This is a genomic window from Paenibacillus sp. FSL H8-0261, assembly GCF_045040645.1.
Taxonomy (GTDB): domain Bacteria; phylum Bacillota; class Bacilli; order Paenibacillales; family Paenibacillaceae; genus Paenibacillus_AQ.
Genome location: NZ_CP150297.1, coordinates 3,081,238 through 3,095,918, shown reverse-complemented (window position 1 = coordinate 3,095,918; position 14,681 = coordinate 3,081,238). Strand labels below are relative to the sequence as shown.

Below are 14,681 nucleotides of genomic sequence, written 5' to 3'. Positions count from 1 at the left end.
GCGGCATAATCCGTAGATGCGGCTTTTCGATAACTGTACGTCATTCCGTTTCCTACCTTCTTAACTTCAATCATGATCTTGCTCGATATTTAAGCACTAGAATAATAACCAGCAACACAACACATAAGGACATCGTATTCGTAATCAAAAAAGCTAAACCTACTCCCGTAACCGCCAAACTTATCGCGTATGCTTCCATTAGACTAATCCCGAGCAGCATAAGTAAATACGACTTCAAATTTAAATCGGCTACGGATTTTGATTTAAGGATTTGAATAATTTGAGGAATCCATCCCAAAGACAGGATCACCCCACCTATTAATTGCATGATTGCAAACATATGAGCACCTCCACGGATTTTATTACTGTTGTATTCCGGGCGGCTCCATCTGGTTCCAGTTCATACTAAATTAACAATTATTTTTAGCTACTCTGCTTCTTTAAGCTTACTATATGCATAAGAGGCAGCACCAATAGTTCCGGCCCGACTTCCCAGCGAAGCTTGAACAATTTCACACTTACTTCCAGATAGCTTCAACGCATGCTGACTTACAGCTTCTCTTACAGGTTGGAGCAATTTATCGCCCGCTGCTGCCATCCCCCCACCTACAATAATAAGATCAGGGTTGAGCATATTCACTACATTCGCTAATCCAAAGCCAAGTATAGTCCCTGTCTCCTGCATGACCTCCATAGAGAGAGCGTCTCCGAGTTCGTAGGCTTCAGATATCATTAGCGCGGTAATTTGCTCTTCTTGATTATTTGTCCAGGTCTGAATCATGCTGGTTCGGCCTTCCTTCAGCTTCTCTTTAAAAGTGTTCACCATGCCAAGCGCGGAGACATATCGTCCCAAGCAGCCCGAGCTCCCACATTTACAAGGTCGTCCGTTCCTGTACATATTCATGTGCCCAATTTCACCAGCGCTATAAGACGTGCCGTAGATTACTTTCCCGTTGTTCACGATACCCGATCCTAAACCCGTTCCCAAAGTAATCAGAACTAGATTGTTGTAACCTCTGCCTGCACCTTGCTGCCATTCTCCATACAGATTAACCCGTACATCGTTATCAATGAAAATAGGGAAATCATAAAACTTCTTCATCTCGTCAACAACATGTACTTGCTCCCACCCCGGAAAATTAGGTGAGAAAAAAGAAATGCCCGCTACCGGATCAAGTAATCCGGGCACTCCGATTCCCATACCTTCTACTAAATCTAACGAAATATCCGCTTCAACCGTAATCAAACGTACAGCTTCTCTAATCCGTTCCAGCACATGTAACGGGCCTTTGGCTGCCTCTGTAGGTGTAGATATTTCTTTTACAGCTATAAAATCGAAATCGTAAATTCCTGCTTTGATATTCGTTCCACCGAGATCAATTCCTATAATGTAGCGTTTCATAAGAACCTCCAGAATTAGAAATAACTTCACCTTTCATTATGAATGTCTGAAGGCTGAAACTATAGAGGGAACATACAAGTTATATGATAAAGTTCCAACATTTCTATTACAAATGACTACTACTAACTGTCGCTTCTACTTCGGCTAACATCAATCTGTTCACACCCATCTTAATCTGATTCTCAGTAAGATTAGAATAGCCTAGTAGAAACACAGGTCCCTTAGGTTTACTCTCCAGAAAATAAGAGGATGCAGGATATACACGAACTCCGTAACGGAGCGCCACTTCAGCTATACGATTCTCTTCGGCATCCGACTCCAGCTCAATCAGTAAGTGCAGCCCCGCTTCCTCGCCATAATATCGCACTCGACTCCCAAATTCAGTATTCAAGCTATTTACGAGACAGGCTCTACGAGAGGCATACAGCTTACCCATCTGTGTAACATGCCTTGCATAGTGACCATTCTGAATAAATTCAGCTAACGCTTCCTGATCCAAAGCAGAAGACATGCGATCTGTAATCCATTTAACAGCTAAAAAAGGTTGAAGCAAAGCCGGAGGCAGCACAACATAACCTATCCGCAGAGAAGGAAATAATACTTTACTAAAGCTGCCTACATAAATGACTCGACCCTCAACATCTAGACCAGCAAGCGCGGATAATTTCGGACCCTCGTACCTATATTCACTGTCATAATCGTCTTCAATAATAAAAGCATGATTAGCTTTCGCCCAATCCAACAGCTGAACTCTTCGTTTCAAGGACAGTGTCGTCCCAAAAGGGAACTGGTGAGAAGGCGTAACATAGACTAGCTTTGGCGATTTTTTAAGATTACCTTCTTTATCGTTATCACTGTTTGACTGGATCTCTTCCACACAGATGCCATCTTGATCTACTTTAACAGGTATGACCTCTACCCCAGCAAAAGAAAATATTTCACGCACAACGCTATGTGAAGGATCTTCAACAATGACTTGATCACCTTTAAATAAGAAAATCCTCGATAAAATATCAAGAGCTTGCGTAGCTCCAGAAGTAATCACGATTTGTTCTGGAACAACGGGCATAGACCGCGTGGAACGTAATAAACGAGCAATTTCTCGGCGTAGTCCCAGTGAACCCTCCGCAGGGCCATAGCCTAAAGTATCCGGTGAAGCACGGCGGCAAGCATTCATTAGAGCTTTTTGCCATTGATCCATAGGAAACGCATCCCAAGCAGGTACACCATGTCGAAAATCGCAAAATACCGGGTTCAAATGATCAACTTCTCTAGTAGAAGGAGGATTAAGCGTAAGGATATCAGGTCCCTTCGTTATAAAATTGTAAGGGCTCTCATAATCTTTTGTAACTTTCTCCTCCAACGTCAACTCCGCAATAAACGTTCCCGCCCCTTTTCTCATCTCCAGATACCCTTCTGCCTGTAGTAGCTCATAGGATTGAAGGACCACGCTTCTGGATACTCCAAGCTGATTGGCCAAAGTTCTAGACGGAGGCAGGGGATCCCCCCCGCTTAAAGCTCCTGAATGGATAGCATTTCGAACTTGCTCGTAAATTTGACGGCTAAATGGTATCTGTCGTTCTTTATCGAGTGTGATCAGCAAATCATGCTTCATAAGAGGTCCTCCCCTTCTGTTCCGACTTTTGATTTAAAAATATAGGGTTAGCATTTTTACGAGTATTGCTGCGGAAACAGAGCCTAGAATCACGAAGAGCAGCGGAATTTTTCTAATTAATACCAGTATAACAGCGACAGTCCCTGATGCGATACCCACAAGATTAACATCTGGGTCTACCTGAATGATTCCAGGTACCGTTAACGCACTAAGAACCGCTATGGGCAAATACTCCAGTAGCGCTTGGACTTTGGAAGAACCATTTGTATGGTTCGTAAGCAGTAAAGGCACAAAACGAAATAAAAATGTAATAACAGCCATACCTATGATGATTAATATAGTCATACGGATACCCCCTTCTCCGCTTTCACTTGCCCTTTAATTAAGGAACCCACTGCCATGCCGATCAACATAGCTATAAGAATCGAAGAGTTTCCCAGCAAAGGGTTCAGTAGCCAAGATGATCCTGCAGCTGATATACATATAGCCATATTCCGTAAGCTGCCTTTCAATTGAGGTACAACAAGTGCAATTAGTAAGGCATATAATGACGTGTTTAGCGCCGGTAAATATAAAGCTGGGATATAGGAGGCAAGGGTGATCCCCGAAGCTGTTGCTATCAGGTTAGCGACATAGGGAGGGATTTGTAGGCCTAGCAGATAAGGAAGTCCTAATGGCTGGTTCATTTTTTCATTCTCCGTTTTACGATTTACTCCTTCTCGAGGGATCATACTAACGGCATATACCTCTTCTGTTAAACTGAAGCCAATCCAAGTTCTCGCTAGTACACTGATGTTACGATTTAACTGCCCTCCAAAGGATAAGCTGATAAACAAATATCTTAAGTTAATGATCAGAGTAAGCAGTAAAATCACTGGAGCGGCTGCTCCTGCGGCAAGCATTTTTACACCGATAAATTGACTAGCCCCCGCAAATACGAGCGCTGACAATAAGAATACTTCCAGACTTCCTAGACCTAACCCCTTACCGACCAATCCAAACGTAAAGCAAGCTGGGATAAATCCTGCAACAATTGCGATAGAATCTTTTAGCCCTGTTCTAAACATTACTTTTTGATCATTCATAAGTTTCTCTCCCTTATCGTTGTTACTAGAGAGAGCATACTTGGATAAAGTTCCAGTGGAAATAACCACATTGGTGCGTATGTACCATACCAATTTCTTTTCTCACAAAAAAAGACCACCCTCTAGAGAGCGATCTTAAATGTAGGTTTAAACCTCCAGTGGACTTTCAACAATCTCGTTGATTTCCTCTAAAATCTGCGATTTAATCTGGTCTACTCGATCAAAATTCAGGGTAGAAGTATAGATTTGCTTTAATGCAACTAGGAATACTTTTGCGTCTGTAAGATGTTGTGTGGATTGTTTCATGGTACTCGAATATCGCTCTTTAATGCCGGCTATAGCTTCGGAATATTCTTCATCTGTACCAGGCAGTATACAGCGGGAATACATATCGACGATCTCGTCGGTTGCCCGATCTGGGTAGTACTCGTGTGGAGCCGTACTATCAAAAATAGCAAAGCCAAGCTCACGCACAATAATCATATCAAGGCTATTTGGATCGAAGCCACAGTGGTAAATTTCAACATCGAAACCACGTTTGATGCCTTCAGCCGCTATTTTCTTTAACAGTGTAGATTTTCCGGAGCCCGCACGTCCTTTAACCAGATATCTTTTTAGTCCTGAGGTTAGATTAGGAACAAAATCCACGGCCCCCTTAGGCGTCGCCGCACCTAAAAAACGATGATCTACCCGGCTGGATTTATCAGATTTCTGATCATCATACAAAAGCTTAATATACTCCTGTGTCAGCTCATCAGCTGCTTGAAAATCCATTTTCGCGATATAAATTGCTTCCCATTCGTCATGAATGCGAAGAGCTTCAGCAAAGCCAGCATAAGCCAATTCATGTTCTTGTTTAATGGCTCCGACTAAATTATCGATTTCCAACTTCTGCTGACACAACTGGAACTGATCAGCGGCCTGCTCCAAATCTACGAATACGATGGACTCTTCAGGCAGTTCAGGGTTTATTACTCGCGGAGCTGTTCCATCCACAATTCCTATATTTAATTTGGGAATAATCACACCGTCGAATGAATCGTTATCTGATGCAGTGTGGATGAACCAGATCTCATAACCTTGTTGATTCAACTGATCTCCAATTTCTCTAATCAGTTTGGTCTGCCCCGTACCTGGGCCTCCTTTTAAAACATATAGACGCGTTAAACTTTGCAATGACGACTCATAGAGGCTGTAAAAGCCGTGAGCCGTATTCCCGCCAGCAAAGAAATTGAGGATTGTTCCGTTCATAATCGCACACCTTTCCGGGCTAATGTCATGGTTCATATTTCATCGTATTATGGTTCCCTGGGAAAGGTGACACTTTAAGTGAGATGTGGTCTTACTTCATAAAATGATCCATAAATCTCTTAATGACTGGAACATCAGGAGGTGATAACTCGCTAGGCAATCCTCCATAATTAAAAAAACGGACTTCTTGCACTTCAATTCCATCTTCTTTAAGCGCACCGTCAAATTCTGTACATAGATAAGCGGCTACAACATTATATACTTCATCACCGTTTGGATATTTGTAATAAAGCTCTTGTCCAGAAAACATGTCGAACAATTCAAGTTCCTTGGCCTGTAAACCTGTCTCCTCAAAAAGTTCCCTTTTAGCAACCTCTTCCAAAGTCTCCCCAAGCTCCATCGAGCCACCTGGCAACCCCCAGCAACCGTTGTCCGTTCTACGTTGTAATAGTAATTGCTGCTCGCTACACAACAAAACACAGGCTCCTGCCATAATAAGCGGCCTGGTACCTACTAGTTTTCTTAGCTCCATAATATAATTGCTCATTACACAGCATCCTTTTCCTTAATGGCTTGTTTTTTTGTTCATCCCCAAATATAATCACAGGAACCATACCACAATATTACATTTATAACATTCGAAAGCAAATAAAAAAAACTACCTCATGGTAGCTCTATAAATCCTGATTACTTGATATTTATTTCGTTTTTGGAACATGAAAACCATTGTTTTGCGCGTAATTTTCAATACTCCAGATGCCGATTCCCTGCTCTCTTGCTTTATCCTGAATAGCTCTAAATTGATCTACGTATTTCGTATTAGGTGCAAATACATATGCCACACGTGCATAACCCTGCTCTAGCAGAAGCTCATTAAACATTTTGCCATCGATATAGAGATAACAGAGTAGACGACCATATTTATCTCGTTCTGATACATCTAGTTCAATTTGCACATCTTTATTAGTAAGCATCTTTTTGGCATAATCAGAGGCTTCTATCGAAAATGGCTGTGGCTCAGGAATGTTCGGATTAACGGATTCAGGGGTATCGACTAGTAGCAAGCGTACTTTTTCTTTTTTACCGTCGATAGTCAGCTTCATGGTGTCACCATCAACTACCCGTGTTACCTTAGCATCTAATAAACGTCTGTTATCCTCTTGTGTATTCTTTGCAGTAGGGCTAGGACTTGTTGTTATAGATGGAGATGGAGATGGAGATGGAGCTTGATCTGGAGTAGACTGCTCGGCGAAAGTGCAAGCGGTAGCTGTTCCGAGTATGAGGGTGATGGCTAAGCAGATTTTTAATAGATACGTTTTACTCATGGATAAACCTCTTTCTTATACATATGTAATAGCTTCATGGGGTCTAATTAAAATAAATCAAAATAGTAAAAAACACAAGTATGTAATACTTAATATAATATAGAAAACAACGACAGCTATGTATCAGAAAAATAAGATACATGGCTGTCGCTGTTTTAATAAACTCATAATCTCCGTTAATCACCCAGCTTAGCTTCTGTTACGTTTAGGTTAGAAATTTTTATTTTGATTATGATCGATAAGAAAGCAAGCAGGGAAAAAATAATTCCAATCCAGAGGAGTTCATGTATACCCGAGCGAGAAATAAACCAACCACCGATAGCAGTCCCTATAGTAATTCCAAGGTTGGAAAATGAAATAAACAAGCTGTTACCGAATTCGGGAGCTTCTTTTGCCTCGGTCGTTAACCATGCTTGACTGACAATGAGTCCGCCGGAATGTACTGCCCCCCAAATGATTATGATAATAACCATCGGAATGAAATAAGATCCTAGATAATAAACGAAGAGGTAAGTTACCGCATATAGCAGAGGAAACATGATGACGGTCTTTGGAATGCTTTTATGCAAAAGGCCCCCAAATAAAAAATTCCCAAAAATCATGACTATACCAAAGGCCATCAACATGATACTAATCCATGATCCATTCATCTGTGTTACTTGACCAAGATACTCAGCGAAGTAACTATATACAGAAAACATAGCTGCAAAGATAAAAATAACAGTCACAATATTTAACCACAATAGGGGTTTGCGAAGTATACCAAGCTGCTTGCCATAAGACATTTTTTCTTTAACAGGCATGGAAGGAAGCCAAGCGAGTATCCCTAAAAAGGCAATTATACTTACAACAGCACCAAACAGGAAAGCAACTTCTAATGATATTTTGTCCGCGAGATAAGAAGTCAAAGGCACACCAAAAGCAAACCCGACTGTGATTCCGGCGAAAACCTTTGTAACTGCTTTAGTACTCTTTTCTGGTGGGACAAGTTGAGCAGCGGTCACAAGAGCAACTGAAAAAAAGACAGGATGAAAAATAGCAGGGATAATACGAAAAATCAACATTACTTCAAACATAGTTGTATAAGCATACACAACATTTGAAATTGCAAAAATAAGTACAGCCGTTAATAGAATAACTTTACGATTAATACCAGAAGCCAGTAATGTTAGAAATGGACCAGAAATGGCAACGACTAAAGCAAATATACTTACCAGCCATCCAGTCTGTGCAGTCGATATATTAAATTTTTGAGTTATCTGCGGAAGAACACCTATAATCCCCATTTCCGTAGTGATAATACCAAATACACCTAAAGCCAGAATAATGATAAGCAACGGGTTAATCTTTTTCATTTTTAAAATAATCCTCCATTTAAATTCACATATACAGATTTGTAGATATGTATTATCAAAAAAAAAGTCTTCCCTCCTCTCATTTATAGTTTCTGTTTAATATACTCGGAGAATTCCTGAATTGTCTTCTCGTTCCGACGATAGTACGTCCACTTCCCAATTCGCTCAGATTCCAACAAACCAGCTTTTTGCATTGTCAACAAATAACTCGAGATAACAGACTGTGCAAGTCCCGCTTTAGCTTGAATATCTCCCACGCATATTCCAGTTCGAAAACTAAGGCCTTGTTGTAAATAAGGTTTCTCATCAAAGAATTCCCCCGGAGTTTTTAACCACATCATAATCTGACTACGTGTCTCGTTAGACAAAGCTTTAAATATCACTAAAGGTTCCATGCATTTCATTATATCTACTTTTATAGATTTGTAAATGTAAAATTTATTTAGTGCATGAGATATTTCCAAATTAACCAGCAAATCAGTACGGATACCCACGAAATGAAACCGAAGATCATCACGATTTTATTTTCGCTCCATCCGTATTTTAAGCTGAAATGGTAATGAATCGGAGCCATTCGGAACAGCCGCAGCTTAGTTCGTTTATAGTACCAAACTTGTAATATGACCGATAACTGCTCCGCAAAATAGACGAAAAACAAAATCGGAATCAAAAGCTCGACCTTCTCAATGACAGCCAAAATGGAAAGAGAGCCACCGATCGCCAGTGATCCTGTATCGCCCATAAAAGCTCTTGCCGGATAAATATTATAAAGGAAAAGCCCAAGCAGACAGCCGATCATGACAAGGGAAAATGTCTGCACTTCAGGTTTGTCCGAAATCATAAAAAAGAAAAAATACGTCGGAATGGCTACATTGATCAGTAGCCCATCAAGACCGTCCGTAAAATTGATGGCATTTGCGGAGCCCACCACAAACAGCAAAATGATTCCGACATAAAGGTACAAAGGCAATTGCAAATAGTGCCCTTGAAATAACCCAATATCGCTCGTCAGGCCGAACGAATGGAACAACACATACAAAACGGTTCCAGTAAAAGTAAATTGTAACACTAGCTTTGAGCGACCGGTGATGCCGGACGGATTTTGCCAAAAAGCCTTTTTGAAATCATCGAGAAATCCGACTGAGCTGAACAACAAAAACGTGACGCATAAGAGTAACATTAGAGGTCCGGGATGAAACTGTAACGAGATCGCTATCCCGATAAGCAGGACCAACCCTGCCATAAGCGGTGTACCACATTTGGCCTGATGATCCGCTGGTAACTCGGAGCGAATCGGCTGCGTTAGCCTCAGCCTGTGTAGCATCCAGATCAACAGCGGTGTAAACATCGCCACTAGAAGAAAAGACAGGCCGGAAATAGCCATAATTCCAAACATATAACAAACTCCCCTCTTTGAAAAGCATTATTTTAACACTTCCACTCCAATATCTACTCTGGAACCTAACTCACACTCACAAAATTGTTTTGAGAGTTATTAAGATCGCTTGAATTATGTAAAGTTTTATCCCTCTCACTTGTATCTTTAGTAAAATGATATATGTAAATAAAACTTTGATAAAGAGAAAGTATTCTGTTTTTATTTCCTATTTTCGCTCCTCATTATGAAATACTTCCGATCAATAAATAAAGGACTGCCTAACGGCAGCCCTTCATTTATTTCGCATCCCCCTTTGTTTTCAAAATCGATAATTACCTAAGAGTCTAGCTCTGCTAACTCCTGAAGGATTTTCTCAATATCACCATCAGGATTTAACGCTTTAATCATCTCTTTCGTAATAGCTGCACCCTCATAAACTTGTGCAATAACCTCTAAGGGGAGTGTGAGTTCAAAATAACCTTCGGCAAATTCCACAAAATCCTCAGCTGTGCGGAAAATAGTTCCTAGCAAAAAGTCCGAACCATCTTCTGTCCCCGCTGGAATCTCTACCTTCCCCTTTTGCCACGTCAAGTCATTATTTTCACGCCAAAAACAAAAAGTAACATCATCCTTAGTTATCGCCTCATCTTCCAGTAAAGACAATAGTGAGGTCGGGACTTCTTCATAGATTCCTGGCCAAACTTCATGTTCGTCGCGCGCATATGGACTTACTTCTGACTCATGATCAAATCCTTTAATTATCGTTCCTTGAGCTGAAAAAATAATAAACAAATGATCACCTGATCCATTGTCAATCGATGCTAAGGAAACATTCTTATCGAATTCAGAAACAAAACTATGATAGCGAAGCCATTCCTCTGGACATAGGACAATATTTAGAGAAGCAAGTATTTTCATGATTTTTTTTAAGTTTTCGGGTGCTGGTAAAATATCTAACACATTCATCTATGATTCCTCCCCATTCTAGTTATTAATGATTTTAGCATATTGATGAATTAGGAGTGAAAAAAAAGACTACCCGAAGGTAGCCTTTCCAACTTAACAAGACAATAGCTTAGCTTAAGATCCCGCGCCCTTATATCTTCTAACCCCATAACTCCAAGCAAACAGACCAATCCCAAGGAATATCGCACCTACAACAGGTGTCATCAGCGCCAGGCTCGTCATTTCTTCACGCTGCAGGAAGAGCGCTGCTGGATATACCCCGACGAATGCAAACGGGATAATCCAAGTTAGAAGTACCTGAATAGCACGATTGTAAATCGTTACCGGATAACGGCCATAAGTCTGAATGTTGTACATTAACGGAAGAATGCCAGTAGGAGCATCCGAATAGAAAGACAATGAAGTCAATGTTGTATAAATCCCAGTATAGATGGCGACGGCACTTAACGTAAGAATGATCAGAGCCGGTATCGTCCACCATTCAAAGGGAAGACCCAGATTACTACCACTGATGGCCATAATAATAATACCTATGAAAGAGCCCATTAGTGCTGGTGGATCAACATTTTCCAAAAAGATCTGGAACAGATTATGCGCCGGACGTGTCAAAATACGGTCCATCTCACCTTTGACGATGTAACGCTCACTGAATCCCCATAGATTCACAAAACAACTAAACACCCCAAAAGGCACCATAAAGAACCCATAAACGAACACTACTTCGTTCTGATTCCAGCCGCCAAGGCTATCCGTATGCATGAAGATTACTAGTATAAAGATAAAGTTTGTAGCCTGAAAGAGCAAATCTGATATGACCTCTACCCAAAAATCGGCGCGATAGGTGAGCCGGGACTTCATATAGTTCTTGATGTATTCAATTAATAATCCAAGGTAATACACGTTTCCTCAACCTCCCTGCACGAAGAGACGCTGCCGCGCCGCATGATATAACCAGACAATTGGAATCAGTAAGGCCAGGAACCAAACGATCTGTATCCCTAGTACATTCCAAATCCCAACCCCTTGCACCCGTCCTGTAAATACAGAACCTGGCAAGTAAGTAATCGCCTGAAACGGCAGCACCTTAAGTATAGAAGATAGCCAGTCAGGAAACAGACTGATCGGCACGATCAGACCAGAGAACAGATCAACAATTACCCGCTTCATACGCATCATGCCCTCATTATTCTCAACAAAGAAAGCCGAGAGCCCAGTAATAATATTGATCTGTGAATTAATCAAAAAGCTGAAAAAGAGCATTACAAGAAAACCCGCCCAAGCAGATGGTGCTGTCGGTAATTGAACCGGGAACAACAACATCGCTATAGCCATACCCGGAATCATAAACAAGAGGAAGCGGAACATTCCCTCTCCGAGTCCTTGCATCATTTTGACTAAGACATAGTTATAAGGCCTTATAAACTGGATAGCAATACTTCCGTCTCGTATATCCGTAGAGATCTCACGATCTAGATTATTAAAATAAAACGCACGAGCCATCCAAGAAACAGCGACATAAGACGTCATTTGCGTTGCGGTAAAGCCACCAAGTGAATCCCCATTACCATAGATGGCCATCCACGTGAAATAGTTAACCCCAATATTCAGTGAATAGATAAGAATACCTGAGTAGTAGTTGATCCGATAAGCAAGCATGGTAAGGAACCGGATCCGTATAAAATCTAAGTACGCCCCAAATAGTAATCTACGACTATTCTCTGGAGGACCACCTGAAGATGAACCTCCTGAGGACGAGGACATAGCTGTTGAAGCATTAAGCTTATCAGACATGTAAAGCCTCTCTTTCATCCTTCAGAGCGGCAGCTTGTTTCTCTGGTTTATCCGCAGACCCGGATTGATAAATACTGCGAACAATATCGTCCGTATTCGTCTCAATAATTTTGATATCAGTAATGTCGGCTTTCCCTACTACCCGTCCCAAAACATCGGATACATTTATATCCAGTGGTATCCAAACCGATGCTCCAAGATCGTTGTCTGCAGACCAAGTAACCGGCATCCCTTCAGTCCAAAGCTCAAGTAATTGCCGTTTCGTTGCATTTCCGAATTGAAATTGAACTTCACGTCCGGTTCCCCAGCGCTGTTTCAGATCTTCTAGGCCGCCGTCATAAATAATTCGACCATCGTCAAGCATAATCACCCGCGAGCAAAGTGCTTCAATATCTTGCAGGTCATGTGTAGTCAACAGTATGGTTGTTCCATGCTCACGGTTCATATCTTTAAGGAATTCACGGATCTCTGACTTCACCACAATATCTAAACCAATGGTTGGCTCGTCCAGAAATACAATCGAAGGGTTATGAAGTAATGCTGCGACTAATTCACAACGCATCCGCTGACCGAGACTGAGCTTACGAACAGGACGATTCAGTAGTTCTTGCAACTGTAATCGTTCGACCAATTCATCCAGCCGTTTCTTGAAGTCTTGTTCAGATACCCGGTATACCTTGCGCAGCAGCTGGAAGGATTCAATGACCCCAATGTCCCACCATAGCTGGCTGCGTTGCCCGAACACCACACCGATATTCTTCACGAATTTCTCGCGCTCCAAATAAGGAACATAACCACCCACCGTAAGATTTCCTGAAGTGGGTACGAGAATGCCCGTGAGCATTTTGATCGTGGTTGATTTCCCGGCACCGTTCTCGCCGATATAACCACAAATCTCACCTTCGGGAATGGAAAAGGAAATATCCTTCACAGCAGTTACTTCCGTATACTCCCTTTTAAACAAATCAGCGAAGGCCCCTTTGAGACCTTCGCGGTTTTTTTGTACTTTGAATGTTTTGCGTAAGTCTTGTACTTGAATAGCAGTCATATTGTACCTCACTAAGCTTAAAGTTGGGTTCCAGTAACCCATTATAATTGAAGAAGTGCAAAAGCACTACCTCAATTTTTACTTAGCCAGTCTTCCTACAATTGGATTCGCTTCTTTCACTGCCTCTAAATGTCCTGAACGAGCCACTTTGGTGCGTAAGTATTTCTCGTTAAAAGAAGATACATCTCCCCACAGCGCTACTCTTTTCACAGCATTCATACCTGCAGTCTTGAGAGCTTCCAGTTTCTTCGGATTGTTCGTAATTAACGTGACTGGTTTATGACGTAGATGTTGTAGAACGCTAATCGCTTCTTCATAATTTCTTGAATCATCAGAAAAACCCAGCTCTAAATTAGCCTCAACTGTATCGTATCCTTCTTCTTGTAAAAGATACGCTAAAGATTTGCTAAACAGTCCAATGCCTCTACCTTCATGGTTAGCAAGATAGAATAACGCACCTGAACCGTGCTCGACGATCATTTTCATGGACTGATGCAGTTGGAAGCCACAATCACAACGTTTGCTGCCAAAAATATCGCCGGTATGACAAATGCTATGCATCCGAATCAATGCTTCATCTGAGCCTTCGAAATCACCATATACTAAAACACTGGATTGCTGACCATCTGCGAGGCTCATGGATGGTAACTTTGAAATCAAAGCGGCTGTTGCTTCACTATTATCACCAAGAAGCTCTGCATCCGTAGTGTTCAGCCAGTTGTACCATTTAAAAGTAACAGTCTCTCCGTCTAAATTCACGGGTAAAGTAATCGGTCCAACTAATATATTTGTACTGTTTTCTAAAGGAATTCGAGTAATTTTATTTTGTAGGATAGAAATAATATCTGGTTTAATCATGGGTACACCTTCCTCAATGTCCATCGATGCTTAGCAGTAGCTAAACTTAAGGATCGAATATTAGTTAAAATATAAGTAACTATTTGTAAGTAAGTTTATCATTGTAATATAACTTCGTCAAGTTATAATATATCTTTAAATATTTATAATTACTTTATGTAAGTTTATGATATAATGAATGTCGAGGTGATATTATGAATGATTTCAACATGTGTCCTCGCTTTGAAAAAGCGGTTGACTTGCTAAGTAAACGTTGGGTCGCGCTGATCGTTTTCGTGCTTATGCCAGGTCCACGTCGTTTTGGCGAAATAGAAAGCTGTCTGTCCAATCTAAGTGGTAAAGTGTTATCTGACCGATTAAAAGAAATGGAAATCGAAGGTATTATTGAGCGAACCGTATATCCAGAAATGCCAGTACGCATTGAGTACTCCCTTACTCCAAAAGGAACCGCGTTGGCTCCTATACTTGGTGAAATTGGAAATTGGTCTACAGACTGGATTGAGCTTGGTGTTACAAATTAATCCGACTTATACTAACTTGAAGAGCCCTTTTTGTTCCGTAAATCCGGCAACAAAAAGGGCATTTTAAGTTCTTCGATATATTGTTA

General features: G+C 41.1%; 17 protein-coding genes. 1 reads left to right on the top strand and 16 read right to left on the bottom strand.

From position 1 onward, the window contains the following. Positions 1 to 70 precede the first annotated feature (70 nt). The 16 genes from MHI27_RS13740 to MHI27_RS13665 all read right to left on the bottom strand — a co-directional run bounded on the left by MHI27_RS13740 (position 71) and on the right by MHI27_RS13665 (position 14,074). A complete protein-coding gene (locus MHI27_RS13740) occupies positions 71 to 340 on the bottom strand; it encodes a PQ-loop domain-containing transporter (RefSeq protein WP_076286400.1) in 270 nt (89 codons plus the stop codon). Between the two features lie 87 nt (positions 341 to 427). Then, entirely contained in the window at positions 428 to 1,402 is a 975-nt protein-coding gene (locus MHI27_RS13735) for an ROK family protein (RefSeq protein ID WP_405176494.1), read from the bottom strand. A gap of 106 nt (positions 1,403 to 1,508) precedes the next feature. After that, the gene (locus MHI27_RS13730) at positions 1,509 to 3,017 is read right to left on the bottom strand and encodes a PLP-dependent aminotransferase family protein (protein ID WP_341145129.1); all 1,509 of its coding nucleotides are present in this window, start codon (positions 3,015 to 3,017) and stop codon (positions 1,509 to 1,511) included. A gap of 33 nt (positions 3,018 to 3,050) precedes the next feature. Beyond that, the gene (locus MHI27_RS13725) at positions 3,051 to 3,362 is read right to left on the bottom strand and encodes an AzlD domain-containing protein (RefSeq protein ID WP_042187788.1); all 312 of its coding nucleotides are present in this window, start codon (positions 3,360 to 3,362) and stop codon (positions 3,051 to 3,053) included. Continuing rightward, the gene (locus tag MHI27_RS13720) at positions 3,359 to 4,102 is read right to left on the bottom strand and encodes an AzlC family ABC transporter permease (RefSeq protein WP_149644341.1); all 744 of its coding nucleotides are present in this window, start codon (positions 4,100 to 4,102) and stop codon (positions 3,359 to 3,361) included. The genes MHI27_RS13725 and MHI27_RS13720 overlap by 4 nt, the downstream gene beginning before the upstream one ends. Positions 4,103 to 4,249: 147 nt before the next feature. Beyond that, the gene (locus tag MHI27_RS13715) at positions 4,250 to 5,353 is read right to left on the bottom strand and encodes a PRK06851 family protein (protein WP_405176493.1); all 1,104 of its coding nucleotides are present in this window, start codon (positions 5,351 to 5,353) and stop codon (positions 4,250 to 4,252) included. 91 nt (positions 5,354 to 5,444) lie between these two features. After that, positions 5,445 to 5,900, bottom strand: coding sequence for an NUDIX hydrolase (locus MHI27_RS13710; protein ID WP_405176492.1), 456 nt, complete (start codon positions 5,898 to 5,900; stop codon positions 5,445 to 5,447). A 151-nt stretch (positions 5,901 to 6,051) separates the two neighbouring features. After that, positions 6,052 to 6,678, bottom strand: coding sequence for a thermonuclease family protein (locus tag MHI27_RS13705; RefSeq protein WP_405176491.1), 627 nt, complete (start codon positions 6,676 to 6,678; stop codon positions 6,052 to 6,054). A 176-nt stretch (positions 6,679 to 6,854) separates the two neighbouring features. Next, a complete protein-coding gene (locus tag MHI27_RS13700; RefSeq protein ID WP_405176490.1) occupies positions 6,855 to 8,033 on the bottom strand; it encodes an MFS transporter in 1,179 nt (392 codons plus the stop codon). 83 nt (positions 8,034 to 8,116) lie between these two features. Continuing rightward, entirely contained in the window at positions 8,117 to 8,428 is a 312-nt protein-coding gene (locus tag MHI27_RS13695) for an ArsR family transcriptional regulator (RefSeq protein WP_341125355.1), read from the bottom strand. A 47-nt stretch (positions 8,429 to 8,475) separates the two neighbouring features. Continuing rightward, a complete protein-coding gene (gene mraY, locus MHI27_RS13690; RefSeq protein ID WP_405176489.1) occupies positions 8,476 to 9,429 on the bottom strand; it encodes a phospho-N-acetylmuramoyl-pentapeptide-transferase in 954 nt (317 codons plus the stop codon). A 318-nt stretch (positions 9,430 to 9,747) separates the two neighbouring features. Continuing rightward, positions 9,748 to 10,377, bottom strand: coding sequence for a hypothetical protein (locus tag MHI27_RS13685; RefSeq protein ID WP_405176488.1), 630 nt, complete (start codon positions 10,375 to 10,377; stop codon positions 9,748 to 9,750). 114 nt (positions 10,378 to 10,491) lie between these two features. Beyond that, complete coding sequence (locus tag MHI27_RS13680; protein WP_405176733.1) at positions 10,492 to 11,235, bottom strand: ABC transporter permease; 744 nt, start codon at positions 11,233 to 11,235, stop codon at positions 10,492 to 10,494. 48 nt (positions 11,236 to 11,283) lie between these two features. Continuing rightward, entirely contained in the window at positions 11,284 to 12,033 is a 750-nt protein-coding gene (locus MHI27_RS13675) for an ABC-2 family transporter protein (RefSeq protein ID WP_042193809.1), read from the bottom strand. Between the two features lie 127 nt (positions 12,034 to 12,160). Further along, positions 12,161 to 13,216, bottom strand: coding sequence for an ATP-binding cassette domain-containing protein (locus MHI27_RS13670; protein ID WP_042187774.1), 1,056 nt, complete (start codon positions 13,214 to 13,216; stop codon positions 12,161 to 12,163). Between the two features lie 78 nt (positions 13,217 to 13,294). After that, positions 13,295 to 14,074 (bottom strand): GTP cyclohydrolase II, encoded by a 780-nt coding sequence (locus MHI27_RS13665; protein WP_405176487.1) that lies wholly within the window; start codon positions 14,072 to 14,074, stop codon positions 13,295 to 13,297. Between the two features lie 194 nt (positions 14,075 to 14,268). Between MHI27_RS13665 and MHI27_RS13660 the strand changes: the two genes are divergently transcribed. Further along, complete coding sequence (locus MHI27_RS13660) at positions 14,269 to 14,595, top strand: helix-turn-helix domain-containing protein (RefSeq protein ID WP_042127276.1); 327 nt, start codon at positions 14,269 to 14,271, stop codon at positions 14,593 to 14,595. The last annotated feature ends 86 nt before the right edge of the window (positions 14,596 to 14,681 follow it).

What these genes read in the sequence shown, in the direction of transcription:
- MHI27_RS13705 (WP_405176491.1), bottom strand. Translation starts at nt 6,678, where the DNA reads ATGAGTAAAACGTATCTATTAAAAATCTGCTTAGCCATCACCCTCATA.
- MHI27_RS13740 (WP_076286400.1), bottom strand. Translation starts at nt 340, where the DNA reads ATGTTTGCAATCATGCAATTAATAGGTGGGGTGATCCTGTCTTTGGGA.
- MHI27_RS13710 (WP_405176492.1), bottom strand. Translation starts at nt 5,900, where the DNA reads ATGAGCAATTATATTATGGAGCTAAGAAAACTAGTAGGTACCAGGCCG.
- MHI27_RS13715 (WP_405176493.1), bottom strand. Translation starts at nt 5,353, where the DNA reads ATGAACGGAACAATCCTCAATTTCTTTGCTGGCGGGAATACGGCTCAC.
- MHI27_RS13670 (WP_042187774.1), bottom strand. Translation starts at nt 13,216, where the DNA reads ATGACTGCTATTCAAGTACAAGACTTACGCAAAACATTCAAAGTACAA.
- mraY (WP_405176489.1), bottom strand. Translation starts at nt 9,429, where the DNA reads ATGTTTGGAATTATGGCTATTTCCGGCCTGTCTTTTCTTCTAGTGGCG.
- MHI27_RS13685 (WP_405176488.1), bottom strand. Translation starts at nt 10,377, where the DNA reads ATGAATGTGTTAGATATTTTACCAGCACCCGAAAACTTAAAAAAAATC.
- MHI27_RS13720 (WP_149644341.1), bottom strand. Translation starts at nt 4,102, where the DNA reads ATGAATGATCAAAAAGTAATGTTTAGAACAGGGCTAAAAGATTCTATC.
- MHI27_RS13660 (WP_042127276.1), top strand. Translation starts at nt 14,269, where the DNA reads ATGAATGATTTCAACATGTGTCCTCGCTTTGAAAAAGCGGTTGACTTG.
- MHI27_RS13680 (WP_405176733.1), bottom strand. Translation starts at nt 11,235, where the DNA reads ATGAAGTCCCGGCTCACCTATCGCGCCGATTTTTGGGTAGAGGTCATA.
- MHI27_RS13730 (WP_341145129.1), bottom strand. Translation starts at nt 3,017, where the DNA reads ATGAAGCATGATTTGCTGATCACACTCGATAAAGAACGACAGATACCA.
- MHI27_RS13700 (WP_405176490.1), bottom strand. Translation starts at nt 8,033, where the DNA reads ATGAAAAAGATTAACCCGTTGCTTATCATTATTCTGGCTTTAGGTGTA.
- MHI27_RS13725 (WP_042187788.1), bottom strand. Translation starts at nt 3,362, where the DNA reads ATGACTATATTAATCATCATAGGTATGGCTGTTATTACATTTTTATTT.
- MHI27_RS13735 (WP_405176494.1), bottom strand. Translation starts at nt 1,402, where the DNA reads ATGAAACGCTACATTATAGGAATTGATCTCGGTGGAACGAATATCAAA.
- MHI27_RS13695 (WP_341125355.1), bottom strand. Translation starts at nt 8,428, where the DNA reads ATGGAACCTTTAGTGATATTTAAAGCTTTGTCTAACGAGACACGTAGT.
- MHI27_RS13675 (WP_042193809.1), bottom strand. Translation starts at nt 12,033, where the DNA reads ATGCTTGCTTATCGGATCAACTACTACTCAGGTATTCTTATCTATTCA.
- MHI27_RS13665 (WP_405176487.1), bottom strand. Translation starts at nt 14,074, where the DNA reads ATGATTAAACCAGATATTATTTCTATCCTACAAAATAAAATTACTCGA.